The organism is Enterococcus sp. CWB-B31 (genome assembly GCF_020567645.1).
In the GTDB taxonomy this organism is placed as follows: Bacteria; Bacillota; Bacilli; order Lactobacillales; family Enterococcaceae; genus Enterococcus_L.
Map to the genome: position 1 here is coordinate 17,771 of NZ_JAJDJW010000012.1, position 25,668 is coordinate 43,438.

At 36.4% G+C, this 25,668-nt stretch carries 23 protein-coding genes; 6 read left to right on the top strand and 17 right to left on the bottom strand.

Features of this window, described 5'->3' with window-relative positions; genetic code table 11:
• Positions 1-384: 384 nt before the first annotated feature.
• From LI954_RS11165 to LI954_RS11185, 5 genes are all read right to left on the bottom strand, one after another.
• Complete coding sequence (locus LI954_RS11165; protein ID WP_229444501.1) at positions 385-2,706, bottom strand: immunoglobulin-like domain-containing protein; 2,322 nt, start codon at positions 2,704-2,706, stop codon at positions 385-387.
• A gap of 753 nt (positions 2,707-3,459) precedes the next feature.
• Positions 3,460-4,962, bottom strand: coding sequence for a DUF1846 domain-containing protein (locus tag LI954_RS11170; protein WP_229444502.1), 1,503 nt, complete (start codon positions 4,960-4,962; stop codon positions 3,460-3,462).
• A gap of 1,197 nt (positions 4,963-6,159) precedes the next feature.
• Positions 6,160-6,336, bottom strand: a complete 177-nt coding sequence (locus tag LI954_RS11175; RefSeq protein ID WP_202068684.1) for a ribbon-helix-helix domain-containing protein — start codon at positions 6,334-6,336, stop codon at positions 6,160-6,162.
• Between the two features lie 42 nt (positions 6,337-6,378).
• Positions 6,379-7,404: an SPFH domain-containing protein gene (locus LI954_RS11180; RefSeq protein ID WP_229444503.1), complete on the bottom strand. Its 1,026-nt coding sequence runs from the start codon at positions 7,402-7,404 to the stop codon at positions 6,379-6,381.
• 304 nt (positions 7,405-7,708) lie between these two features.
• Positions 7,709-8,065: an Asp23/Gls24 family envelope stress response protein gene (locus LI954_RS11185; protein WP_229444504.1), complete on the bottom strand. Its 357-nt coding sequence runs from the start codon at positions 8,063-8,065 to the stop codon at positions 7,709-7,711.
• 336 nt (positions 8,066-8,401) lie between these two features.
• Between LI954_RS11185 and LI954_RS11190 the strand changes: the two genes are divergently transcribed.
• Entirely contained in the window at positions 8,402-9,253 is an 852-nt protein-coding gene (locus LI954_RS11190; protein ID WP_229444505.1) for a glycosyltransferase family 8 protein, read from the top strand.
• Positions 9,250-10,176 carry a glycosyltransferase family 8 protein gene (locus LI954_RS11195; RefSeq protein ID WP_202068688.1) on the top strand — a complete coding sequence of 309 codons (927 nt, stop codon included), beginning with the start codon at positions 9,250-9,252 and terminating at the stop codon, positions 10,174-10,176. Before LI954_RS11190 ends, LI954_RS11195 begins: the two co-directional genes overlap by 4 nt.
• Before the next feature lie 182 nt (positions 10,177-10,358).
• Here LI954_RS11195 and LI954_RS16360 read toward each other — a convergent pair whose 3' ends face one another.
• Positions 10,359-10,496, bottom strand: a complete 138-nt coding sequence (locus tag LI954_RS16360; RefSeq protein ID WP_420705979.1) for a transposase — start codon at positions 10,494-10,496, stop codon at positions 10,359-10,361.
• 488 nt (positions 10,497-10,984) lie between these two features.
• Here LI954_RS16360 and LI954_RS11200 point away from each other — a divergent pair, with 488 nt between their 5' ends.
• Positions 10,985-11,551, top strand: coding sequence for a GNAT family N-acetyltransferase (locus tag LI954_RS11200; RefSeq protein ID WP_202068692.1), 567 nt, complete (start codon positions 10,985-10,987; stop codon positions 11,549-11,551).
• 102 nt (positions 11,552-11,653) lie between these two features.
• On the opposite strand, the gene LI954_RS11205 is transcribed toward LI954_RS11200, so the two are convergent.
• Complete coding sequence (locus LI954_RS11205; protein WP_202068694.1) at positions 11,654-12,181, bottom strand: PadR family transcriptional regulator; 528 nt, start codon at positions 12,179-12,181, stop codon at positions 11,654-11,656.
• A gap of 2 nt (positions 12,182-12,183) precedes the next feature.
• Positions 12,184-13,038: a sialate O-acetylesterase gene (locus tag LI954_RS11210; RefSeq protein WP_229441140.1), complete on the bottom strand. Its 855-nt coding sequence runs from the start codon at positions 13,036-13,038 to the stop codon at positions 12,184-12,186.
• A 663-nt stretch (positions 13,039-13,701) separates the two neighbouring features.
• Between LI954_RS11210 and LI954_RS11215 the strand changes: the two genes are divergently transcribed.
• Positions 13,702-14,673, top strand: coding sequence for a diaminopimelate dehydrogenase (locus LI954_RS11215; protein ID WP_202068696.1), 972 nt, complete (start codon positions 13,702-13,704; stop codon positions 14,671-14,673).
• A 963-nt stretch (positions 14,674-15,636) separates the two neighbouring features.
• Here LI954_RS11215 and LI954_RS11220 read toward each other — a convergent pair.
• The 3 genes from LI954_RS11220 to LI954_RS16365 all read right to left on the bottom strand — a co-directional run bounded on the left by LI954_RS11220 (position 15,637) and on the right by LI954_RS16365 (position 18,419).
• On the bottom strand, positions 15,637-16,341 hold the full coding sequence (locus LI954_RS11220) for an AAA family ATPase (protein WP_229441142.1): 705 nt from the start codon (positions 16,339-16,341) through the stop codon (positions 15,637-15,639).
• Between the two features lie 348 nt (positions 16,342-16,689).
• Entirely contained in the window at positions 16,690-17,769 is a 1,080-nt protein-coding gene (locus LI954_RS11225; protein WP_229444506.1) for an IS30 family transposase, read from the bottom strand.
• Between the two features lie 497 nt (positions 17,770-18,266).
• Positions 18,267-18,419, bottom strand: a complete 153-nt coding sequence (locus LI954_RS16365) for a helix-turn-helix domain-containing protein (RefSeq protein ID WP_420705980.1) — start codon at positions 18,417-18,419, stop codon at positions 18,267-18,269.
• Positions 18,420-19,365: 946 nt separating this feature from the next.
• Between LI954_RS16365 and LI954_RS11230 the strand changes: the two genes are divergently transcribed.
• Together LI954_RS11230 and LI954_RS11235 are read left to right on the top strand one after the other, a co-directional pair.
• Positions 19,366-20,034, top strand: a complete 669-nt coding sequence (locus LI954_RS11230) for a hypothetical protein (protein WP_229444507.1) — start codon at positions 19,366-19,368, stop codon at positions 20,032-20,034.
• Positions 20,035-20,058: 24 nt separating this feature from the next.
• On the top strand, positions 20,059-20,511 hold the full coding sequence (locus LI954_RS11235) for a hypothetical protein (RefSeq protein WP_229444508.1): 453 nt from the start codon (positions 20,059-20,061) through the stop codon (positions 20,509-20,511).
• 300 nt (positions 20,512-20,811) lie between these two features.
• On the opposite strand, the gene sufB is transcribed toward LI954_RS11235, so the two are convergent.
• From sufB to LI954_RS11265, 6 genes are all read right to left on the bottom strand, one after another.
• Entirely contained in the window at positions 20,812-22,200 is a 1,389-nt protein-coding gene (gene sufB / locus LI954_RS11240; protein WP_229444509.1) for a Fe-S cluster assembly protein SufB, read from the bottom strand.
• Positions 22,190-22,522, bottom strand: a complete 333-nt coding sequence (locus tag LI954_RS11245; protein WP_229441144.1) for a hypothetical protein — start codon at positions 22,520-22,522, stop codon at positions 22,190-22,192. The genes sufB and LI954_RS11245 overlap by 11 nt, the downstream gene beginning before the upstream one ends.
• Before the next feature lie 75 nt (positions 22,523-22,597).
• A complete protein-coding gene (locus tag LI954_RS11250) occupies positions 22,598-23,254 on the bottom strand; it encodes an ATP-binding cassette domain-containing protein (protein WP_202068703.1) in 657 nt (218 codons plus the stop codon).
• Positions 23,211-23,954, bottom strand: coding sequence for an ATP-binding cassette domain-containing protein (locus LI954_RS11255; RefSeq protein WP_229441145.1), 744 nt, complete (start codon positions 23,952-23,954; stop codon positions 23,211-23,213). Before LI954_RS11255 ends, LI954_RS11250 begins: the two co-directional genes overlap by 44 nt.
• Positions 23,947-24,732, bottom strand: coding sequence for an ABC transporter permease (locus LI954_RS11260; protein WP_229441146.1), 786 nt, complete (start codon positions 24,730-24,732; stop codon positions 23,947-23,949). The genes LI954_RS11255 and LI954_RS11260 overlap by 8 nt, the downstream gene beginning before the upstream one ends.
• Positions 24,729-25,667, bottom strand: a complete 939-nt coding sequence (locus LI954_RS11265; RefSeq protein ID WP_229444510.1) for an ABC transporter permease — start codon at positions 25,665-25,667, stop codon at positions 24,729-24,731. Before LI954_RS11265 ends, LI954_RS11260 begins: the two co-directional genes overlap by 4 nt.
• Position 25,668: the final 1 nt, after the last annotated feature.

Here is a 25,668-nt window from a genome sequence, read left to right on the forward strand (position 1 = left end):
TACCACTGAAGACTTTTGGTACAGAGATATGGGATTAAAGCTCAAACTCTTCCTCCCCATCTATCCGTCACATTTACATCGTTTGATTGACCCAGTAACTATTGGGCTTCAACTTCTTTTGCAGTCCTCTCCTCAACCCCTGCTTTCTATATGATTCCTGTTCGTTGGAACAGAGATTTGTCTACAACTTCCTTCAGTTTCCACGTCACTATAGATACCCTTGTTTTCAACTAAGGACTTTTCGTTAATTGGATGTAATCAGGGACTTTGACCTTTAGAATTTGACCCTGCCAGACAAACAAAAGACAGGATTTGCCTAAATGCAAATCCTGCCTTAATTAATAAGAAACCTTCACCAAAAATCAGTTTATTCTTCTATCATTTTTAAAACAAGTCTAAATTATTTTCTTTATCTTTTTTCTTTTTCAGGAAATAAGCACCAGCTACCATAATCATACCTGAAATGGCGGACATGAAGCTGCTTTCTTTAACCCCTGTTTTTGGTAATTCTTTTTCTGAAGACTTAATGGCTTCTGTTTTAACAGCTTTTTGTTCATTTCCTGCATCAGGAGCTGCTGGATCAGCCGGTGTTACAACCTCTTTATCTTTTACAGTCAGAGTCATTGTTGTTTCCGCCATTTTTTCTCCGCGTAGTGCATAGAAGCGAATGGTGTGTACGCCGGCTTCAACCAACGTACTGTCCGAAGCCTTAACCATAATAGGATCACCTGCTATTTCAAAACCAACAGCTTCAGCATTTTCAGCCACTGCCCACTCAAGAATCATATCTTCAGTCAGTTTATCACCAACATACATAACCTTATCTTCAACAGAAATTGTCGGTTCGATTGAATCTACGACATTCAGTGTAATTGTTTTTGTCACAGTATTCTCAATAGAATTTGTAAATGAATATTCAATTGTAAATATACCCGGTACGGTTGTATCAATTGGTCCGTCAAGTACTGTAAAATCTGTAACTGCTAAACCTGTTCCATCAACTGAATCACTTGCTGTTGCCCAGCTCAGAATCATCTCATCAGTAACAGCTGTACCGATTTCAACAGTCTGATCAGCAGCTTCAATTGTCACTTCTCTTTCAATAACTGTTACAGAGATTTGTGCAGTTGTTGTATTTCCTGCAGAGTTGGTTACTGAGTAATCCACTGTATAAACAGCACCTATTACAGATGTATCAATATCACCTTCAACAACTGTATAAGAAACCGCAAGGTCTGTATCCACAGGATCTGTCACTGTTGCCCACCCTAGAATCATATCAGATGTAACTTCCTGACCTTCAAAAACTTCCTGATCTGCAGCAGTAATAGTTGCTGTTCTCTCAACTACATTTACTGTAATAGTTTTTGTTTCAGTTGTTCCGTAAGAATTAGTTGCTGCATAAGTCACATTATATGTTCCCGTAGTGCTTGCCTCAACATCGTTTGCAGTAACTGTTACTGCAAGTGTACCGTCTTTTTCGTCTGTTGCACTTGCATAAGCTAATGGATCAAATGCTTCGCCCTGCATGATAGTTACATCCTCAGCAGTAATTGTTACTATACTTGCTGCAACTGTAATGGTTACTGTTTTTCTTTCAACAACACCACTGGCTGTTTTAGCTGAGTAAGTGATTGGGTAGTCTCCTGGTGTTGTTGTATCAACTGTTCCATAAACAGCAATTCCCTTATCAGAAGCTCCATCATAGGCTCCTAAAGTAACAGTAGAGCCGTCCGCTTTAATTTCATTTGCAGTCACACCTTCTAATGGGTTAAATGTATCACCCAAGAAAACAGTGCGATCTGAAGCTTCCAATGAAATTCCTTTAATTACTTTAATATTTACTGTTGTCTCTGCAAAAGTTCCGTATTTTAAGGATTCTACAACGACAGAGAGTTGGTAATCACCCACATCTCCTCCGCCAGCAGAACCGCTAGTATAGAGATGATATTCAGAAGGATCAGTTATACTGCCATCTGGGTTTTTTACAACTATACGATTTGTGATTTCAGTTATGAAATCGCCATTTTGTGCAACTGTGAAATCTGAAATTGACACATCCAGCATGCCATAATAACTGTCATCAACAACATAGACAGCCGTTGTTGCCGTAGTTACTTTACCAGCAGAATTTTCTACTGAATAAGTAACAGTATAAGGAGTCTCATTTTCTACATTAATATTAACGTTATTACTTGTTACAACTATTTTAGATGAAATATTTCCATCAACATTATCGAAAGCATATACACCTTCCAGAGGATTAAATGCTTTACCCAATCTGATTGTTTTAATTGGAACTACTGAAATTATCGGTGCATCCGCTTCACTAGGAACTGGTGGAATATGCGTAATGTCAACATCAGGAGTTGTACCAGGTACTTCAGGCTCAGCAGGCGTAGCTCCTGGCAGTTCTACTGGAGGCAGTTCTGCTGAAGGCAGCTCAACTGATGGAAGTTCATTTGAAGGTGCAGCTTCTTCAGCGGCAGGTTCTTCCACTACTGCTTCCTCTTCCGCCACCGGAGCCTCTGCAACAGGTGCTGCAGGTGTAATTTCCTCAACAGCAGGTACAGTTGTTTCTGAAACAGCTGTTGCTGTTGAACCTGCTGTCTGTTCAACTGAATCTGCCAATGCAACTTGAGCATTTAATAATGTTGGTGCCAGCAGTGTCACCAGTGTTAATTTAACCATTTTCTTACTTTTCATTTCTTTCTCCTTTTCTGGGTAATTAATATTTTTTACTGATAATTGAAGCAAATAAAAAAACTTTGCAGCTAACTAACAAATAACAACAATAACATGTCTTTTCAAATAGCGCTTTCACATCAGTATATATATATAATACCTTATAACTTGGTAAAAGGTTACACTAAAAATTAATTTTTTCACTTTTTTGAACAATTTTTTTTAATTCCTTAGTGATAACAATAAAAAGTTTGATTTCTTCAAAAAAAGGAATCAAACTTTTTCAATATGAATATAAATGTTTTACCTGTCTATCTCAATCAGAGCGTTTCATGCCATCCTGCCAACTTGCTGCTGGTGCTCTGACCAAAATATAAATTACATAAAAAATATTCTATAAATGATGTTCAATGATAGAAAATTTTTAACTTGTATGCTTTGTGGAATGGTATACAGATGACAATCTTTGAATGTGTAAACATTCATCCTTAATTGGCAGCTGTTCCACTTAACAGAAGAGAACAACTTGGTGTTTTCTACCGAGTTGTTCTCCCATGCTGAATGTACATTTCTTAGGTTAGAAGCAGAACTGACAATTTCACTAGATATTCCTACAATAAAGAAAATCCTTGTATCTACGAGTCTCACAATATTCGATTCAATACAAATGCATCTATTTAGAAAAGCGTTGGCACGTCTTGTATACCCTCTTCAGACAAGCAAAGACTGGCACAACCTCTTACTTATCTATTTTCATTCAAACCTATTCAAATTCTATTGATAATAGAGTTGTTCTGATGGATAGGCAGGTGTACAGGTAATGTCAATGCCTAATTTCCTCAATGTCTGTTCATTACTTTTGCCCAGCAGAACAGTTGAATGCCCTTGTGCTCCTTCCAGCTCTGCCAACTTTTCATAAGCCCTCTGTGCGGTAGGGTTAGTAACTGCACTGATCGCAAGAGCAATCAGTACCTCGCTGATTGTCAAAGAACTGTTTGAAATATGCATTTCATTCTTCTTCAATCGTTGAATGGTTTCCAGTGTAATTGGTGATAGTAAATGAATGTCATCGTCAATATTTGCCAATGTCTTAATCGCATTCAAAATAACCGATGCAGAAGCTTCCATCAGCGATGTAGTTCGGCCGGTAATAATCTCTCCTGACGGTAATTCCAGTGCAATCACTGCAATTGGATCAGTCGTAGATGATTCGAATGTTGCTGCATAATCGTGTGAAGGCGTAACAACTTTTCTATCCTCCGGTTTTAAACCGACTTCCTCCATAATCAGACTGATACGGCTGACTGCTTCCTCATTCACCAGTCCTTTTTTAAAATCACATTCTATTTGGAAATAGCGTCGAATGATCTCCTGACGAGAGGCTTCTTGAACCACTTCATCATCAATAATCCCAGATTCTATTCTGTTAACGCCCATATCTGTTGGAGATTTATAGACAGATTCCTGACCGGTTATTTTTTCAATAATCCGCTTTATAACAGGAAATGTTTCAATGTCCCGATTATAATTGACAGCCATTTCCTGATAGTAATCCCAGTGGAAAGAGTCGATCATATTGACATCCCCCAAATCTGCAGTAGCAGCTTCATAAGCAATGTTCAATGGATGCTTCAGCGGAACATTCCAAACAGGGAATGTTTCAAATTTAGAATACCCTGCATTATGTCCTTTTTTACTTTCATGATAGAGCTGACTAAGACAAGTAGATAGCTTACCGCTTCCCGGACCCGGTGCAGTCACTATAACGATCGGCTTTTCAGTTTCAATGTATTCATTCTTACCAAAACCTTCCTCAGAAACAATTTTTTCAACATTTAAAGGATAGTTTTCGATTGCTTCATGTTTATATACTTTGATATTGCGGCGCTCGAGCTTATTGATAAACACTTTCGTTGCCGGCTGATTATTATAACGGGTAATTACTACACTGTTAATAAACAAACCGTATCCTCTCAATTCATCAATTAGTCGAAGAATATCCATATCATAGGTGATTCCATAATCGCCGCGGATTTTATTTCTTTCAATGTCTCCTGCATAAAGACAAATCAAGATTTCTGCCTGATCTTTTAGCTTTTGGAGCAGCTTGACTTTGCTGTTCTCCTGAAAACCTGGAAGAACTCTTTTAGCGTGTTTATCGTCAACTAATTTACCGCCAAACTCCAAGTACAATTTATCGTACTGGTTCACACGTTCCAATATATATTGGGACTGCTCTGTAAGATATTTTTCTGAATCAAATCCAATCTTCCTCACTAAGTCTCCTCCTTGTCTTTCCCATAACATTCTTCCATTAATAAAGACTTTCGTCAACCGAAAACTGATACAAAATCAAAGAAATGTTAAAAACCAGTCTAAGTGTTTGCAAGGAGTTGTAAGAAGCAGAAAATGAAAAGATACCCAGTAATTACTAACGCTTCCTTCATTATAAAAAATGTTGTTCGTAGTGAGCAATTCATCCAATAGAATTGTGCTATTGGAATAAGGAGAATGTTTAGTATTTAAAGAAAAACGGCAACCTGAAAAAGTATACAAAAATGAAGTACGAGGTTGTGACAAAGCTGCTCCATGCGACGAGTAACCGCAGGAGCACTTGCACGAACTTAATTGCGACGAGTAACCGCAGGAGCACTTGCACGAACTTAATTGCGACGAGTAACCGCAGGAGCACTTGCACGAACTTAATTGCGACGAGTAACCGCAGGAGCAGAAGTGTTCTAGCTCAAGAACCAAGCAGGTATCATCTACTCTGACAAGTCAATCGTCAAGTCAATCGTAGTGATTTATGACAATACGTCGGAATATACGAAAATTGTCAAGGAACACTATTCATAAAATGAATAGTGTTCCTTGACACCTCCCTGGAGCTGCTCATAGTTTCAGTATCGTTCGCCTTATTTCTGAGATGTTGCCTGCGATTACTCGGCACAGATTAGGACCGACAAGTGCTAGTTCTACTTTGCCACTTCTGCTCATATTTGTACTTTAGCAGAATGGTATGCATAGTTTCGATAAGTATTCCTTGAATGAAACCAGCTCACTTGATGTAGTAGAACTGTATGCGGAGCGGAGAAAAACTGCTGTCTCTACGAGTCTAACGATTCTCGAGACAAAACATTACGTAGAAGAACTGTGTCTCTACGAGTCTAACGATTCTCGAGACAAAACATTACGCTATATCCGTTTTTCTGCGTCTTCGGTTCTCACTACACTACACTTCACTTCGATCTCATCAATTTCTAAATGGCAAAGCCACTAAGAATTGAAGGACTTCGTTCCGATCCTCGAAGCATGTCTGAGGGGCATGTAAGAACTTGATCCTACGCTTCTTAACGAATGCTCGAATCATACAAAGACTGGAATACCGTTTATCCGGTTTTAGGGGTATCAGACATACTTATGTTACAGTCCCGTACTTCATATATTTCCCACTATTATTTGGTGTTGCTTTAATTACTCTTTTGTTTTTCCGGAGTGTTTACGCTTTTTGACTGCTTCTGTCAGCAAATACTCTATTTGACCGTTCACACTTCGGAATTCATCTTCTGCCCAAGCCGCCAATTCATTATACAGTGCGGTTGAAAGACGAAGGGGCACTTGCTTTTTTGCTTTTTGCTCTTTCCCTTCCATAACAGCAGACCTCCTTAGCAGTCAATAAGGAACAGGTTAAGTTTAATACAATGACCCGCTGTTGACAACAGGTTGTGCGTCTCGATTTCCACATAATACAACAAGCAGATTGCTTACCATTGCAGCTTTTCTTTCCTCATCCAGATCAACAATTCCCTGAGCGTTTAATTCCTTTAAAGCCATTTCCACCATACCAACAGCACCTTCAACTATCAGCTGACGTGCATCAACAATTGCAGAAGCCTGCTGGCGCTGCAACATTGCAGCCGCAATTTCCGGCGCATAGGCCAAATGAGTAATGCGGGCTTCCAAAATTTCCAAACCGGCAACCTCCACTTTTGACTGAATTTCTTCGCTCAGCTTTGTACTGATTTCCTGACTGGAACCACGAAGACTTTTTTCATTAGCATCTTCGTTATCAGCAGCATCATAAGGGTAGAGCCGCACAATATTCCGCAAAGCAGAATCACATTGAATAGACAGATATTCTACAAAATTATCTACATCAAACATCGCCTTTGCAGTGTCAGCTACACGCCAAATGACAACGATGCTGATAATGATTGGATTCCCCTGCTGATCATTGACTTTTTGTTTATTGTTACTTAGTGCCATCGTTTTTAATGATAGCTTTTTCGTAACAGCTCTTTGTGCTGCTGCACCTTTTGCAGCTGCAGTTTCCTGTTCGAGGATATTCACACCATCCTGATTTGAAAGATTCACTGGAACTGGGATAGCAGTGGTAAATGGATTAACGAAGTAAAATCCTTCCCCTTTTAAGGTACCTATATAGCGCCCAAATAGCGTCATAACCATTGATTCATTCGGACGAATCACTTTAAGCCCTGCGAATAAAAGAATCATTGGCAGACACCAGTAAAAAATAGCAAGCCCCAGCATCATACCTCCAAGTACAAATGACTCTTTTTCTAAATAGACAATGCCGAAGATAAACAGTGCGATTGATAGAATAATCCCCAAAATATTAAGGAGTAAAAACGGCATCCCATTACGAGCCTTCAATTCTATTTCTGTTGATGGAACTTTACTTTTCAATTCTTCATTCATTTTCTTCCCCGCCTTCTTTTTGATATCAAATTGATATCAAATAAATATTAAGCATAGTTTACCAAGGTCTTGATGATCTGTCAACTTTATTAGTATTTATATTATGACAAAGGCACACACTCCCCTATTACCACTACAAAAAAACTTTCGATCCCAGCACATAGCAGAAAATCAAAAGGCTCTTGAATCTTACTTCTGTTTTATTACATCAATTTTGAAACCAAATATACTATACTTTTCTCCTCCTGTTATTCTCTATCAGAAACCTTACTAGCAGGAACAATTACATCTTCTTATCCTTTAGCTAACTTTTTTTGAACTGTTCTTTTTTTCCATCAATAATGTTTACATTCAGCTCTGCAACATTAAATGAAGTCATGTGCTCAACCTCTTCTGAGTCAATTTTCTGTATTGCTTCATACATTACTGGTATACTTTTAATATACTCAATGATACTGTTCACCTGAATAACGATTTTCTTTTGAGCTACTTCCACATCAATATCAGCACTAATCTTTTCATTTTCATCCAATCTCTCTGTTGCATGAGAAAAAATCTTTCCATTTATATTCAACAAGCCGTCTGCAGATTCCAGTGAAATAGCAGCAGCCATTTTGTCCTCAAAATTTAATTCACCTATGTTCCCTAAATTAATGTTCATTTAACCTGCTATTTATTTTCCTGCTCCTCTTGTGTCCTTTCATTTTTCAGAAAAAGTCAATGATTCAATTGAAATCATCAATCCGATGCACTAAAGCAACTGAAAATCATTTCAATTCGCTTATCACCTTCATTCTAAGTCTAAAAGATTTAGTCTTCCTTTAACAACAAAATACTTTTTTATCATTCATTAAAAAGAGCTGGAAGATCAAGCACTTCCATCGAGTATACCTAAAAGTTGTATTTACTGCACTATATTCAAAAGCGTGTATCTTTTGCAAAAAAAAAGAAATGCATTTAATGTATATTTAATAAACCTTAAAGGGGAGAGATATTTATGGACTTTTATAAAGTACCCGTTGTGACCGCATCCGATGAGCACTATGCTCCTTATTTAAGTGTGATGATTGCTACATTACTTGACAATGTCAATGATCCTAACTCAAGGATTTACTTTTATGTAATTGATGACGATATCTCTGATAAGAGTAAGGAACAGCTTCGCAAGACAGTTAATTTACATTCGGATCAAGCATCCATTGAATTTGTAAGTGTTGATCACAGCTTATATAAGGATTTCTTAGTTAGCGATCATATCACTACAACTGCTTATTTTAGAATATCGCTGCCAAAATTTTTACCTGCAGATGATACGTGCAAAGTTCTCTATTTGGATGCCGACACACTGATTCTCGATGACATTACTACGTTGTTTAATTTAGATTTACACGATCAAACAATCGGTGCTGTAATTGATCCTGGACAGACAAAAGCACTAAAGCGTCTGGGTATTGATTCAAATAACTTCTATTTTAATTCTGGTGTCATGGTCATTAATTTAGAACGCTGGAATAAGGAAAATATTACTGAAAAGACTATTCAATTTTTGACAGATCATGGCGACAAAATTATTTATCATGATCAGGATGCCTTGAATGCTGTTCTCTACGAGCAATGGGCTCCTTTTCATCCAAGATGGAACATGCAAAGTTCACTGATTTTTGAAAAACACCCTGCTCCTAATGAACATTATACAAAGCTTTACAAAGCAGGTTCTCGGAATCCGGCTGTTATTCATTTTACCGGACATGATAAACCTTGGAATACACTGGAAAACCATCCTTATCAGGATCTTTATATGAAGAAATTATCTGAAAGTATACTACAGAAGGGAGAGGTCTCAAAATGAATAGAGAAAAGCGAATTATTGTTTCCTGCTGCAATTCAGGATTCACAAAACATATGACCACACTCTTTGTGTCTATTTTAGAAAACAGAAAAGAATCAAATGAAGAATACGCATTTTATGTAATTGATGATAATATTAACAAACAAAATAAGAAACTTTTAATTGATACCTTGAGTCACTACAACACTCAAGTAAACCTTTTACATATCAATAAAAGATTCTTTTCCAATGCTGTTGAAAGTTCAAGAATCCCAAAAACTGCCTACTATCGAATCGCTATTCCAGAGCTTTTCAGAGATACGGATGTAAAAAGAATCCTTTATTTAGATTGTGATATGATTGCTGTCGATGACCTTTCCTATCTATGGGAGATCGATCTTAAGGATTATCCTTTGGCAGCTGTTGAAGATGCCGGCTTTCATAACAGATTTGAGAAAATGGGAATTTCGACTGACTCAGATCTTTACTTTAATTCAGGACTTATGCTGATTAATGTCCAGTCATGGCTTGAAAAAGATATAACCAGACAAGTACTGAAGTATATCCAGTATCATCCTGAAAAGCTTCGTTTTCATGATCAGGATGCGCTGAATGCCATCCTTCACGACCAATGGCTGCCGCTTCATCCCAGCTGGAATGCTCAAAGCTATATTATTAATCAGGAAAAAAAGCATCCAACTATTGAAGGAGAAAGGCAATATGAGGAAACAAGAAAACATCCTCATATCATTCATTATTCAGGACATGTTAAGCCATGGCATGATGAATTTACCTCTCCCATTGAAAATTTCTACAAAATATACTATGCTTTAACAGCATTTGCTGACAACAAAGCAAATTTAAATACACCCACAATTATATATAAGCGAAATTTACTCGATGAAAAGAAAGCACCTGTGAAACGCACCTACTTCTTCTCGTAGTTTATCTTTATAGGCTGCAAATATTACAGGAAAAATAATTATCTGTTTTAATGCATTATCCCCAAAATAAGGCATTAATATAAACAAGTATATGTTATGACAAACACTCATGAGGGCTACCGCCTTCATGAGTGTTTGTCACGCCGTTTATTCGGAGATAGATACGAAGAAAGTTCAGAACTTTATTTCTGTCCCACTCTTAGTTTTTTTTTGCGAATGCCTCCGCTTTCATAGCTCCCAAGACAAAGTCCAGCCCAACTCGTTAAATATTCTTTCGTAGAAAATGCTTGAGCATTCCAGCCAACTTCTACCATGAAAATCTCTGCTGTTCATGCACTGGCTCCCGGCAATTCTTGTAATCATTCGAATACCTCCTGTTATTTGGTGGTATATTCGACAAAATAGTCGTTCAGGTCAGTGATATGCACCTGAATTTCTTCTATAGATCAAAACAATCCTCGTAATACAACTCGTTGTACCTTGGTCAATTTCCTATCCAACACATATCCTATAAATGGCTGTTTCTTTAATACGCTGTTTCTAAATCATTTGTTCTTGGATATATTTTTTTATCTGAAATAGTCATATTGCTTCCACCTTTAATGTTCATTTATAAAAGACTATTTCAAAGAGCACAATACAACGCTTCATATTGACGACTTTCCTCTTAGATTTATGGTAATTGATTTCAGAACCTATCTCAACAGCGTTCCATCCCATTTACTTCAAAGAAATTTTTTGATTTATTTTTACTAGAATTTATTAATAGTTTACGTTAAAATTAGATAAAAAATTCAGGAGTGACTCTATGAAAATCAGACTTATTTCCCCGGGAGATATCGAAGCAGTCTTAAGTATTTACAGTCAATATATTGACACACCTATCACCTGTGAATATGCTCTTCCTTCAAAAAATGAATTTACCCAACGCATCAACAGTTTTACAACAACTTACCCTTATCTGGTCTGTGAAGAAGAGGGAAAAATCATCGGCTATGCTTATGCTCATCGCCATATGGAACGAAAAGCTTACGAGTGGAACGCTGAACTGTCTATTTATCTGGACAAGGAACAAACCGCCAAAGGAGTTGGAATGCAACTCTATACAATTCTCATTTCTATTTTAAAAAAACAGGGTATTAAGACAGTGATAGGCGGAGTTACTCTGCCAAACAGAAAAAGTCAGCAGCTTCATGAAAAGCTTGGATTCGAGCAAATGGGGATCTACCATAATAATGCATTTAAGAACGGACAATGGTTTGACGTTGCCTGGTATGAAAAACAACTAGGTCCTTATACAACACCGGAACCAATTATTCCGATTACAAATTTATCAAAAGAGGAAATAGCAGAAATTATTAGAAATAGTAACTAACCTTTGACTGAGACTGCTGTACATAAACCAATGGGATAGAAGCTTGATTAACGAATAAAATCTCCTATCCCTTTTTTATTTAGCAGCTCTTCATTTTTTGCATTACTGCATGTTTTCTGCATCCTCCAGTAATTCTTCAAACCACCGAATATTTACAAGATGGTGTGTCTGCGAATTCTCCAGCATCTTTGCAAAGCTAGGCAGAATTGTTTCCCGATGTTTCAATGCTTCTTCGATATTCTGTACTTTCTTTTTCGTCTGACTGATCTGAGTTTGAACCAGCTTCTTGAATTTTATCGGATCATAGTCTTCTGCAAACAACATGGCAGCATAAAAAGTTAAATTGACATAGTCTGTTTTTGAGCCATATTTTTCCATCAAGAGATTAAACTCGTGATTTCCTGCGTCCGTCAAAATATAATTATGTGTTTCTTTTAAAGAACTGGCTACTTCTGTTTCAATTCGTTCTATCAGTGCTTTTTCTTCCAGTTGCTGCAAATTATAATAGAATGACCCTTTTGTAAAATTCACAATATATTTATAGTTTCGTTCTCTCATCAGTACCAGAAGCTCATAACCATGAGCACCCGGATTCTCTTTTAGCAAGCCTAATATTAGTAAAGGAATCACTTTTATTCACCCTCCTCATTCACAGCAATCATTCTTGCTTCAAATGTGTCATAGGAAATTTTCCCCAGTGCAAACTCCATACTTTCCAAATAAATTTTTTCATTTTTAGTATATACACGGTTTATGTCCGGATTAATGAATTTCTCTTCATCGGTTAACACATCCATAATATGCTTTTTCTTTGAGAATGATTCAAAATAACGATAACCAAATTTTCTTTGGGAAATTGCATCAATATGAATACCATCTGGATTACAAGTCAAATTTTGTCCGGTAACATAATAGCAGTTTGGCTGTTTAAAAGCGATTTTCTCCAGCTCATTGTTTATCAGTTTGTATTCTGTACATCCTTTGCCAAAGCCAGATTGTCCTAAATAATCTCCCAGTCCGCCAATAATAACTGGTATATCAGGTACATTCAGCTCTTTTCTTAGTGTATCCAAAATAATCAGGAACTTTTTGTAATAGGTTTTATAGCTTTCTCCATAACTGTCGCTCTCTCCCTGATGCCACATAATCCCTGCCAGCTCACTGTTTTCCATAGCAAGCTTTGCTTGACTGACTGCGTTTCTGAATAAAATCCCGTCTACAGCCCATTCCGCTAGCGTACTGCCGCCTTCCGCACAGGGGATTAAGCCTATTTCATCTGTCCGATTTTCCAGACACCATGCAGCAGCAAAAGAGCCTGCCAGTCCTACCCCTGCAACTGGACGATCATAATTAATCGGTTCTGCCATCATCTGCCATCTTCCGTTGCGCAGCATTTTTATTCTTTCATTGTAAATCGGTTCTACATCATCAAGAAATCCCCGCCCTGCCATGTTTGACTGACCGATCATCAAAAATGATTTTATCATCTGTTTTTCCTCCAATACATCATTCAACAATAGAATTTTTATTTGCAACTAGTCTTTTTTCTACTTCAGAAGATTTTCCATTCCAGTCTAATTAGACTATTGAGCGAAAACTATTATAGTCTAACTAGAGTAATTGTCAACAGTTCAAAATTTGAATTCAGCCCAAATTTTTGAAACTAATACAGAAAATCATTGAACTAACAGTATTTTGAAGTGTATTTTATTTGTTTAGAAAGCAGCTTCTGTAACTACTTGATATAATAGAGCTTTTAGTGAAAAATAGGTAAATTCAAAAAGGACGATTTTCATCTGAGCATCTGAAAATTTTTAATACAATAGAGAGTGAGACAGAAATAAAGTTTCACTCTCTATTCGTGTCTACCCTTGAATAAACAGCGGTACAAAAGCAAAAATTCTTTTTTCGACGAGTAACCCCTTCGAAATTAAGCCGAACTATCTTGAAAATATGAGGACCTCCAGATAGGTAACAATTCACAGCTATTCATTCTATGAATAGTGTTCCTTGACAATCTTCGGACATTCCTTCTTAATTCTCAGAGCTGATCGCTTTTGTCCCGACCCCGTACTTTTTATTTAAATGCTGCTTTTCGTCAGCTATCCTTTTTTGGTATAATTTATTTTAAATAGGAAGGAGTGTGTCAAATGATAAAAGCAGCCATCATTGGTTACGGAAATTTAGGCAGAGGTGTTGAACGTGCATTAAAACAAAACAATGATTTCGAGCTGGTTGGTGTCTATACCAGAAGAGCTCCTGAACAAGTAGAAACAGATGGAGCCAAAGCTTACTATATCGATGATTTAAAGAAGAAAAAAGGAGAAATCGATGTTTGTATTTTATGTGGTGGTTCAGCAACCGATTTGCCGGTTCAAACTCCGGAGTTTACCCAGTCTTTCAATACTGTTGACAGCTTCGATACACATGCTAAAATTCCAGAACACTTTGCTAAAGTAAATGAAATTGCAAAGGTAAATCAAACCGTTTCAATTATATCAACTGGATGGGATCCGGGACTGTTCAGTTTAAATCGTCTATACGCACAAAGCATTTTACCAAATGGAGAAACGAATACTTTCTGGGGTAAAGGTGTCAGTCAGGGACATTCTGACGCATTGAGAAGAATTTCCGGTGTGGCTGATGCAACGCAATATACCATTCCAAACACTGAAGTTATTGAAAAATTAAAAGCAGGCGAAAAATTATCTCTCACCACCCGTGACAAGCATTTTAGAGAATGTTTTGTCGTCTTGGAAGATGGTGCTGATGCAAAAAAAATTCAGGAAGAAATTATTTCCATGCCAAACTATTTTTCAGATTATGATACAGAAGTACATTTTATTTCTCAAGAAGAATTAAACCGCGACCACAAGACAATGCCTCATGGTGGAACCGTTCTTCATACAGGAACAACACATAAGTCCAGCAATCAGGTGATTGAGTACAATTTATATCTGGACAGTAATCCGGAATTCACTGCCAGTGTCTTAGTTGCTTATGCAAGAGCTTGTGTCCGTTTAGCCGATGAACAAAACTTTGGAGCATTTACTGTTTTAGATATTGCACCAAAATACCTTTCACCGAAAACAGATGAAGAATTGAGAAAAGAATTGCTGTAATGCTAAGCTTTTTACTGTTTTAATTTTATAAGAACAGATACTGGAATATTGGTATTTGTATGCTATCAACTGCGTATTTCCCAACAAATCATAATATACTACTTGTTATTTATTAAAAAAACCTTAAGAGATTTCAATAAAAAGTGTTATTATTGGTCGGATGAAATAGATGATGGTAATATATCTTTAAACCAACAACAACCTTTTTATTTTTCATTTTACTCTTTGAGTAAATACTCCTTTTCGCTCCTCTATTCAATTAGAGGAGCGTTTTTTAATTTTCAACCAAAGCCAACTGGTTAGCATCAGAAAAAGCACTAAATTAATACAGAAGTATTCCTCCAGAGGAAAGAGAATCTCCCATTTCTTCAATGTTTTTTCGTGTGTTCTGAAAGAGAGCGGAACAATAATACACTCTCACCTCTTTGTATCTAGGTAAACTCATTACAGATCACTAAATCTGAATCCTACTTCTACTGCATTTCGATAATATTCTGGTATTTTATCGAGTCTATGACAATGTGAAAAGCAGTAATAAGGCTATTCTAGCAACCTTCTTACTGCTTAAAAAATATAATCCCTTTATCTACTAGATAATTGCCATGCCTGGCACACTCCAAAAAAGATGGGAATGCCTATATAACAGTGTTCCTAGCTTCTATTTTGTTATTAGCCAACAACCCCTTCCTCTTGATTTCCAAGTTGGTTATAGCCTTTCATAGAGTATTAAAATCGTAATACTATTGGTTTTTAATAGAGGTATGAAAGCATATAATATCACTAAAATTCACACTATTTGTATTCAAAAAATTGAGGAGCTATCTTAAAAATTAACAAAAATATTATACTATAATTTTCAAGTATCAATTTTATAGATTTCAAAATATCACATAGAAATATTGTGGCTGACAGCTCTGATACACACATTCTACTTACATATATTAAAAAAAACTATACATTTTTTTATCCATCAAAAAGCTGGGAAATAAATACCTCTTTCCTTTTGAGAACCATCTCCCATTGTTCAATAATTTTTGACTTTTCTATGGTCACATTGCTTATTCCATTGTCATCAAACTCTAAAATATCTGCATTTGGATACATCATTAGTATTGGAGAATGTGTACAAATTATAAATTGTGAACTCGAATCAACTAAGTCGTATATCATGACAAGTAATTCTAATTGCGATTGAAGTGATAAACCCGTTTCTGGTTCATCTAATAAGTATAAGCCATTTCCAAAAAACCTATTTTTTATCAAATTTTTGATGGATTCTCCTCTAGAAAAATTATGTAAATTTTGATCAAATAATTCATCTGAGACTCCTAAGTAATCTAAATCAGACACCAGATTATAGAATGACTCTGCTCGATAAAAATATAAATCCTTTGGATATGAAGGATATCTAATTAATCTACACTTTTCACTTAGGTTTGAGTAAGAATCATATGTAGCAAAAGTATTATTTTTGGATCCTCCTTCCATATTTAGATCCAATAGCTCGGCAATTGTCTCAATTAAAGTTGACTTTCCAGACCCATTCTCTCCAGTGATAAATGTAACGTTTTTAGAAAATACAATTTCATTCAAGTTTTTTAAAAATGAAAGATTGAAAGGAAATTCATTGTATCTTTCACCATAGAAATTCAATTGCTTCAAATACATAATGTTACTCCTCTTCTATTACTATTTCTTGATCAGCAACTTCAACTAGTTCCTATGAATGATCAACAACAATGACAATTTTCTCTTTTTTTAATTTCATAAGAACATTCATCACTAATCTCTGATTGTCCCCATCAAGATTAGCTAAAGGTTCATCCAGAAGAAATATTTCTTTATTCCTATAATATCCTCTTAAAATAGTTAGTATTTTTTTGAGCAGCAGATAGATTTTTACCATTCTCATAAATTTTTTTATTGTTTAGTAAAAGACGCAAATTTCAAGTGCAAGTTAGCCACTTATTGAAATTCTCTCGTTATTCAATTTTTTTGTTTCCTAGTAAGGGGAGCTCACGTAGTCAAGGATAGTTGGGCCATCTCTTCCAACAAGCATTCCCGAGGTGTTGCATAACCTAAAATTCTTCGTGGCAGGTTGTTCATCCAGTCCTGTACTCGTCGAACGGTAGCCAGCGACACGTCAGACATTCGGGTTCCCTTAGGAATAAACCGACGAATCATGCCATTGTGATTTTCATTGGTTCCGCGCTCCCAAGAAGAATAAGGATGAGTGAAATAAACATCTGTGATGTCTTTGAGCAGGTTGGATAATCCAGAAAACTCCGTTCCATTATCCGAAGTGATCGTCTTGAACAACAGGTCAAAATGTTTTCCCGCAGCTTCTTTTAGCGTTTGTACTGCTTGGTTGACTGGATTTGACGCTTTGCCATCAATCTTAATGATCACTTCATAACGTGTCTTGCGTTCTGTCAAGGTTAACAGTGCCTGATCGTCCTTTACCCGCAGTCCATTCACCGTATCAATTTCCCAGTCACCAAAGCGTTCACGTGTAGTGACAATGTCCGGTCGCTTTTCGATCAGTTCACCGAGAATCGTTTTGTTCTTGCGGTTGCGCGGTGTTTTTCTGTTCCGACGCAGCTTAAGATGCAGGTCGATATTTCGGGTTTTCATCAAGCAAAGGTCGATATAATTGTAAAGTGTTGTGGTGCATGGAATATCCTCGTGGGAAAACAAGCCCAACTTTTTCGCTCGACCAACCACGATATCAGGTGATTGTTTCTCTTTTTCCATTTGATGGTCGGCATAGGCCATGAAGTCAGGGGCGTTCACCCATTTGGCTTGTTTGCGGGAGTTTTCGCGGGCTTTTTCGTAGGCCGCTTGTCCTGCGCTAGCGGAGTAGCAGAAGGACTCATATTCATAGGTTTTTCCGTTCTGTACTTGCCGTCGAATTTGACGTACGTAACCATCTTTGATTTCTGTGTGGATGGTTTGAGGCACTCGGCCAAGCTTTCTAGCGATTTCGCGGTTAGAAAGAGGCTTGTCCAATTGCTTCCAAGCTTCGATTTTTAAGCGTTCTTGATAATTTAGGTGTTTTCCTTTGCGTGATTCTGTGGTATTCTCAGTTTGCGTCATCGTGAGTTCATCCTTTATTGATTGGTGTAAGAACCTCAATAATACATGAAATGTTGCGATGACGTTTTTTTATTTTTCTAGGTGGCTAAGTTCATTATAAAATCCGCCGTTTAGTAAAAGATCATGAATCAAGAAATTCAACTCATCTAATAATTTCATGGTCTTTTTTAGTTGGACTTAAGCTATTATATTAATTAAAACTATATTCTCTTGGAATGTCAAATCGAAAATATGCGAATTCTGCTTTACAGGTGTCTGGTTTTTCCACGGTGTCTAAGTGAACGAACCAGTCCACGATTCCCTTGGCTTATAAGCGCTGTTTCAAAGAGAACGTTATAAATGCTGCGATAAATTGTTGTATGACTTATAGCGATACCTGTCTGTTCGTTTTTCAATCGATGAGAGATTTCTTCGGGAGACTATTGTTCTTCTACGAATAGCCTTCGAACAATTTTCCACACTCTGTCGTTAGACAAGATCAATTTCCGCCCACAATTTTACTTCCTGTAGGAATACAAGGTCTGAGCAGTGACAGGAGAATAAGCTGCATTCTTTGTATTACGCTTTAGTTCTCTAGAGATTGTAGAAGGGCTGCGCTCCATAAGAGAAGCAATGGTGCGTACGGACTGCTTTGGTTGAATAATAAAAATATGTTTTCTCGCTTAAGTATTGTAAGATGGTTATAGTGGCGCATAGCTATCTTCTGAAGTGACCCCAAAAAGTTAGATTTTTTGTCTAACTTTTTGGGGTCGCTACATTTCATTGGATAGTTGTTTTTATGCAATACATTGGTCTTCTAACTACATCGGCATACTCTTGTCTTACAGTTCTAGACTTAAATAACCTTGAAACTAAAGACTCTTTGTTTTCGTATTCTTTTTTGTTCTCTTTGGTAGCTATTTCATCTTTAGCAACTTCTATCAAGAGTATCAACGGAATATCGTATCTTAATACAAAGATTACAAATTTAAAATCTACTTTTCGTTCCCATATAATTTTTAAGTGAACTTTAAAAATAAACATTACCATTACAAAACTTGTAAAATAAGAAATAGAGAGACCTTCTTTTTTTTATGTCAAAACTGTTTTCCGAGAAAGAACAACTAGGTAAGATACGATTGAAGCTATTACAATAAGCAAAATCTCCATCAGACTTTTCTCCCTTCTTTTATTTTCTGCCGTGGCTAACTTGATTATAAAATTTGTATTAAAAATAGTTTAGATTAAAAGAAAAAATTATCGATTCACCAATAATAATATTGCAAAAAAAATAAGCCAATCTCTTTTTATGGAAATCAACTTCATTTTATTTCAAGTAAACCACCAAAAATCCTGTTAATGCTTTTCATTCTATTCCAGTTTATCAAGAAAAAAATTTGAATTTACCCCAAATTTTAGAAACGAATACAGAAAATTATTGAACTAACAGTATTTCGAAGCGTATTTCATTTGTTTAGAAAATAGCTTCTGTAACTACTGATATAACAGGATTTTTAGTGAATACCGGGTAAATCCAAAGAAAAAAAGTATTTACAAAAAAAATGGTATATGTTACGATTTAAGAGTAATAAAAAGACAAAAAGGAGTTTTTTAGCTATGAAGAAAAAAGTTATTTGTACAACAATATTGGGTTTGTTATCATTAGGGTTTGGAGGTTTTTCAAATAATGCAGATGCAGCAAATTATAAACCTCCAGGTAAAGCCGAAGAGGGAGAATATTTTGATAATATGGATGATTCTGAATCAATTGTTGTGCTACCTGATGGTGCTATCATTTCTGGTGGAGTCTTTGAAATAGATGACCCTAATTTATTTGATAAACCAGTAGTAATTGACACAGAAACAAGTCCAGCTGCAACCACTGTAGAAGAATATAAAGAAAGTGTTGGAACTACTCCAAAATTTAACCGTGGAGATTTATTGCGACGTGCAACTCCTGCCCCAAACTCAGCTGCTGGAAAATACACTATTCCAAATCAAGGGAAATATCAATCAAATGCTTTTAGTGGTAGCGGATGGCGTTTCGCTGGGTACAATTTTAAACCAGCTGATGGAACTGGCGCATACTTACAATGGCAAACATACAGAGATTCTGGAGTAGTAGGAACAATGTCTGATGCAAGCTCGACCTATAGTACTGGTTATGCGTATGGAACTCTGCTTTATACTGGGTATTACATTTATCGTACTGGTTCAGGAAATTTTACAACATATTATTCTTATAACCCTATTCCAGGATCATACTACGAAGTTCGGAACTGGTAATAAAACAAGGAAGGTGTTCATACTATGAAAAAAAATACTAATTTTCTAAAAATTGTAGGTTCTCTAATACTTTTAAGTACTGTTATTATTGGTTTTGATGCTCTTCAAAAAAAATCTGTATTTGCAGAAGAAAATGAAGATTATCAAATTATTTCTGAAATACAACCAGATAGCACAATCACTGAACAATCAATTGATAATGAGAACACTGACTTTACTTCTAATTATGAGAACCCTACAGTTCAAGCTGCAATTGAAATTGCGAAAGTTTATCCGGATTATTGGGCATCAATGTTTGATGATGGACATTCTAATGAATCTACAACTGTTTTAGTCATGCCTGAAGGGGCGTTTATGTATGGACAAATTGAACTTGAAACAGGGCAAATTTGGAATAGCGATACCGATCCTAATGCTACGACATTAGGCGAAATACTTGCGGCTTTACGAGAAAATGGACTTGATCCTTTTGAATAATAGAAAGGGACTTTTGTCACAGTCCCTTTTTCTGTAAAGCCTGCCGACGAACATTTTAGCAGAGGATACTCTCTGTGATCACCATTGCTCGATTGCTCGAAAAGTAAAACTTGCCATTCTTGACAAGCTGACAATCCCTTCTAAATGAAGGCCATTGCTCCTTTGTATAGAGGAACCTATTTCCCAAAGGCAACACTGAAAAAGCAAGCAGGGTAACATTGAACCTGAACCGCTCCCTGTTTGCTTTCTCTATCGTATTTCTTTTACCAGCACTAGTTGACAATGAGCCCTGTTTTGTTATCATCCAACCGACCCTTCCATACTCATTGTAATCAATTGATTCAGTTCAACTGCATATTCCATTGGCAGTTCTTTTGTAATCGGTTCCATAAATCCGTTGACAATCATCGCCGTGGCTTCTTCTTCGCTAATTCCTCGACTCATCAAATAATACAATTTTTCTTCTGATATTTTTGATACACTCGCTTCATGCTCCAGAGCTACATTACTATTTAAGATCTCATTAAAGGGAACAGTATCTGCCTTTGAATCATTATCCATCAAAATTGTATCACATTCAATATGAGATTTAGCTCCACTACTTTTTCTGCCAAATCTCACTGTGCCGCGATAATCCGTTCTGCCACCATCTCGAGCTACTGATTTTGAGACAATCGTACTAGAAGTTTTTGGCGCATTATGAATCACTTTACATCCGGCATCTAAATGTTGTCCATAATTGGCAAATGCCATGGACAGGATTGAAGTTCTTGCTTGCGAACCATTTAAATAAGTACAAGGATATTTCATATTTACTTTACTGCCGATATTTCCATCAATCCATTCTAAAACCCCGTTTTCTTCAACTGAACCTCGTTCTGTTACTAAATTATAGACATTATCTGACCAGTTTTGAATAGTCGTATAACGGAAAAATGCATCTTTTTTTACAAATAATTCTACTGTAGCAGCATGCAGACTATTGGTTGTATAATTAGGAGCTGTACACCCTTCAATGTACTGAATAGAAGCGTCTTCCTCAACAATAATCAATGTACGTTCAAATTGACCCGCATTTTCTCCGTTAATTCTGAAATAAGTTTGAACAGGGATTTCACATTTTACCCCTTTTGGTACATAAATGAAGGTACCTCCAGACCACACAGCACCATTTAATGCAGCAAATTTATGTTCGGAGGAAGAAACCAGCCTTCCAAAGTACTGTTTGAAAAGCTTGGGATATTCTCTCAATGCACTGTCTGTATCTGTAAAAATGATTCCTAATTTTTCAAACTCTGTTTTCATATTGTGATAGACAACCTCTGATTCATATTGAGCAGCAGCTCCAGCTAAAAATTTTTGTTCTGCTTCAGGTATTCCCAAACGTACAAAAGTATTCTTGATTTTTTCCGGTACATCTTCCCAATCAGTTGATACCCGCTCACTCAACTTTTGATAGTAAATGACATCTTCAAAGCGAATTCCTGATAAATCAGGACCCCATTTTGGTAAGGGTAATCTTTTAAAGTTTTCAAATGAAGTTAATCGATAGTCTAACATCCATTCAGGTTCTCCCTTTATCTTTGACATCTTCCTGATCACTTCTTCTGTTAATCCGCTCCCGCTTGAAAATAGAGGCTGAACATTATCATGAAAACCATAAGCATAATCTCTACTCCTACTTTTCATTTTTATCATTTGCCTTTCTAATTATCCCGGCAATAAGCTCATGAACAGACATATCTGTTTCTCTATCTTTTTTTGCTCCAAATAAGTTATTAATCACTTCGCTTTGTAATTGATCCATTTCCTTAGGACGAATCCCATAAAAATCACATTCATATTCTTCGATAGCTGCTTTACAACAACTATCAGATCGTTTGGTCTGCTGGCTTCCTGATATTTTTGATGAAGTCGCCAATGTAAAACTAGTTACCATCTCTTGATTTGCTTGTTCTTCTTTGTCTGCTTCATTTTTTAATGTAACACTTACTTTTTTCTTTTTCATCATCCTTACATACTCTCCTCTCCAAATAAAAATCATTTTATCTGCTGTACTTCAATTAATTGAACAACTTATTTTACATCATTTAAAATTTTTTAGATGGACTCGTTGATCACAGACCTCTGTTAACAACTTTTTATTATGAGAAATAAATAAAACAGCCATTTCCTTTTGCTTTTTTATGAGCTGAATCATCCTTAATTCATTAATTTTATCTAAACCGGCTGTTGCTTCATCACAGATTAACAACTTAGGCTGTACTAATAAAGCTAAGACAAGACAACACCTTTGATATTGTCCCCCGCTGATTTCCCCTGGTCTTTTATCTAACAGTCCAGCTGGTAAATTGCATACATCCAAAAGTTCTTCTATTTTCAGCTGATACTTTCCACGCTCAACCAATTTAAACCTTTTTAATGGCTCAACCAATATTTGCTTAATCGTTTTCGTTGGGTCCAGAGACCTTCTGGTATATTGAGGAACTAGCTGAATCTCTTGGTACCATTTTTGTCTAGTCAGTTCAGCAATGGTTTGCCCGTTAAAATAAATTTTACCTTCAGAATAGTGTTCCAGCCCCATTATCATCTTGACTAGTGTTGATTTTCCCATACCATTCTCACCTTCGATCCCGACCCACTGATTGTTGTCAATCACAAAATCAAGAGCTTTAAATAGTAATTGATTGTTAAACTTTTTAGTTAAATTGCTTACCTGTAATAAATGAGTCGTCTTGTTCAAAAATTCCGATCAACTCCTTCGTATAATTTTCTGTAGGATGATTTAGTACCTGCTCTGTCAGACCAACTTCTATTAGTTGTCCATTTTGCATAACACCCAGGTGAGTACTGTATGCTTTAGCAATAGATAAATCATGTGTAATGAAAAAAATAGTCAGCTGCTTTTCTAAATAAATGTTACTTAGCAGTTGTAAAATTGTTTCCTGACTTTGTTCATCCAGTGCACTAGTTGCTTCGTCTGCAATAATTATTTCCGGTTGTGAAATCAGTGCCATTGCTAAAGCTGCCTTTTGACACATACCGCCGCTTAATTGATAAGGACGTTTAGCAGCAATCTCTTGAATAGCTGTAAAACCAACCCGGCTTAACGCTTGGAACATCTTCATTTTTCGATCTTCTTTATTCTTCATTCCTTTTGATTTTAGTAAATGATGAAATTGTGAGTCAATCCTACTATTACTCTGCAAACTTCCAAGGGGGTTTTGCAGGATAATCTCCATTTTTTTACGATCACAATTTATTTTGCCGCTAACTTTTAAATTGGGGGGTAAAATTCCCAAAATCATTTTACCTAACAATGTTTTCCCACCCCCGCTTTCACCAATCAAACAGAAATAAGCACCTTTGGGAACTTTTAAAGAAATGGAATCTAATAATTTACCTTGTTCAGCGGTAATTGAACATTCTGTTAATTCAATCATTATTTACCTCCCAGTACTTATTTATTTGCCGACTTATGGATTGTGTAACAAGTACAATCATCGCAATAATTATTCCAGGGAAAATAAAGAGCTGCGGGGCAGTAAAGAAATACGCCTTTCCATCAAAAAGAATAGTTCCTAGTTCAGGTGTTGGCGGCTGTGCACCAATCCCTAAAAACGAAAGACCAGAAATACTTAAAACCATCTTGCCTAAGTCAGTCGTAAATAGAGAAAACAGCTCAGCCATCATATTAGGAATAATATGGTGAAGAAACGCATGACTCCCAAAAGAGCCTCGTAAAGGTGCAAAAAGAATGAACTCCTCTTTCTTAATATTCAAGACTAAATTGCGGACATAACGAATATATTTTCCTGACCAGCTTATCACTAAAGCAACCATTACTGTGGAAATTGAATTAGAAAAAAGACCTGCAAAAACCAAAGCTAAAATCAAGGACGGTATACTAATCAAGCTATCAGCTAAAATCATTATACTTGTATCTGCTCTTCCTCCTATACAGCCAGCTAAGCTGCCCAACAGCAAACTAATAATAACAACACCTGTCAGCGCAAGAAAAGCGATATACAAAGAGTAAACACTGCCGTGCACAATTCGACTAAATAAATCTCTCCCTAAATAGTCAGTACCAAATACATGACGCCAGCTTATCCCCTGCAAGCTTTCAATTTTGTTAATCGCATAAGGGTCTTTCAAATGCTTGATAACAAGCCAACCAGCCAGGCAGATGACTAAAATAATAATGACTCGCTTTTTCATTTAGCTCCCCCTTGATTGATCTGTATACGACTATCCACCTTTTGAATGAAAACATCCACTATATAATTAAGTAAAAACGTACTGCAAGCAACAAAGAGCGTAATTCCTTGGATAACAGGATAATCTCTAGTAGAAATAGCTTCCATTAACAGCTTCCCTAATCCAGCAATGCTAAAAATGATTTCTACCATTACTGTACCGCCAAATAAATGTGTAAAGCTGTTGCCATATAGAGAGATTAAGGGTACAAAAGACTCTTTTAATTGATAGGAAAAGCGATAATACCATTTTACCCCTCTAAATTTTGCAATCCTTTGTGATTCACTACCACTGACCAGAGTAATCAAATCGCTGACCATTTTTGTCAAATAGCTTCCTTCAGAAAGGCAAATAACCATCACAGGCAAAATAAGGTGCTTTCCAGAATTACTGCCAACAAATGGCAGCCATTTTAATTGAACACCTAAAATAAAAATGAGAACAAGGGATAACCAATAGATAGGAAAAGACAATACCACAGAAAGAATCTGCTGAACCCACTTTAAAGAGGAAAAATTGCCAATAATACTTCCACTTCCTAAAGAAATGATTGTACTAAAGATAAAAGAAATCCCTAATAATTTAAAGGTCACACTTGCCTTTTCGCCAATGATCTGAAGAACAGGCACATTCGTCATAAAAGAATAGCCGAAATCGCCTTTTAAAATATTCCCCAGCCAATGAAAATACTGTTCAAAAAAATTACCATCAATTCCTAGCTTCCTTCTTGTTTCTTCAATTGTTTTCAGCGAGACATTCTGTCCTCCCGACCTGCGCAAAACCCCCAGTGCCGGATCACCCGTCGATACATATAATAATCCGTATAACAAACCAGTAAAAAACAATAGACTTATCAGTAAATGCAAAGTTTTCTTCAACAGAAACCTTTTCTTCATT

What these genes read in the sequence shown, in the direction of transcription:
- LI954_RS11215 (WP_202068696.1), top strand. Translation starts at nt 13,702, where the DNA reads ATGATAAAAGCAGCCATCATTGGTTACGGAAATTTAGGCAGAGGTGTT.
- LI954_RS11165 (WP_229444501.1), bottom strand. Translation starts at nt 2,706, where the DNA reads ATGAAAAGTAAGAAAATGGTTAAATTAACACTGGTGACACTGCTGGCA.
- LI954_RS11260 (WP_229441146.1), bottom strand. Translation starts at nt 24,732, where the DNA reads ATGAAAAAGCGAGTCATTATTATTTTAGTCATCTGCCTGGCTGGTTGG.
- LI954_RS11185 (WP_229444504.1), bottom strand. Translation starts at nt 8,065, where the DNA reads ATGAACATTAATTTAGGGAACATAGGTGAATTAAATTTTGAGGACAAA.
- LI954_RS11190 (WP_229444505.1), top strand. Translation starts at nt 8,402, where the DNA reads ATGGACTTTTATAAAGTACCCGTTGTGACCGCATCCGATGAGCACTAT.
- LI954_RS11265 (WP_229444510.1), bottom strand. Translation starts at nt 25,667, where the DNA reads ATGAAGAAAAGGTTTCTGTTGAAGAAAACTTTGCATTTACTGATAAGT.
- LI954_RS11200 (WP_202068692.1), top strand. Translation starts at nt 10,985, where the DNA reads ATGAAAATCAGACTTATTTCCCCGGGAGATATCGAAGCAGTCTTAAGT.
- sufB (WP_229444509.1), bottom strand. Translation starts at nt 22,200, where the DNA reads ATGAAAAGTAGGAGTAGAGATTATGCTTATGGTTTTCATGATAATGTT.
- LI954_RS11195 (WP_202068688.1), top strand. Translation starts at nt 9,250, where the DNA reads ATGAATAGAGAAAAGCGAATTATTGTTTCCTGCTGCAATTCAGGATTC.
- LI954_RS11175 (WP_202068684.1), bottom strand. Translation starts at nt 6,336, where the DNA reads ATGGAAGGGAAAGAGCAAAAAGCAAAAAAGCAAGTGCCCCTTCGTCTT.
- LI954_RS11210 (WP_229441140.1), bottom strand. Translation starts at nt 13,038, where the DNA reads ATGATAAAATCATTTTTGATGATCGGTCAGTCAAACATGGCAGGGCGG.
- LI954_RS11235 (WP_229444508.1), top strand. Translation starts at nt 20,059, where the DNA reads ATGAAAAAAAATACTAATTTTCTAAAAATTGTAGGTTCTCTAATACTT.
- LI954_RS11225 (WP_229444506.1), bottom strand. Translation starts at nt 17,769, where the DNA reads ATGACGCAAACTGAGAATACCACAGAATCACGCAAAGGAAAACACCTA.
- LI954_RS11220 (WP_229441142.1), bottom strand. Translation starts at nt 16,341, where the DNA reads ATGTATTTGAAGCAATTGAATTTCTATGGTGAAAGATACAATGAATTT.
- LI954_RS11255 (WP_229441145.1), bottom strand. Translation starts at nt 23,954, where the DNA reads ATGATTGAATTAACAGAATGTTCAATTACCGCTGAACAAGGTAAATTA.
- LI954_RS11230 (WP_229444507.1), top strand. Translation starts at nt 19,366, where the DNA reads ATGAAGAAAAAAGTTATTTGTACAACAATATTGGGTTTGTTATCATTA.
- LI954_RS11180 (WP_229444503.1), bottom strand. Translation starts at nt 7,404, where the DNA reads ATGAATGAAGAATTGAAAAGTAAAGTTCCATCAACAGAAATAGAATTG.
- LI954_RS11245 (WP_229441144.1), bottom strand. Translation starts at nt 22,522, where the DNA reads ATGATGAAAAAGAAAAAAGTAAGTGTTACATTAAAAAATGAAGCAGAC.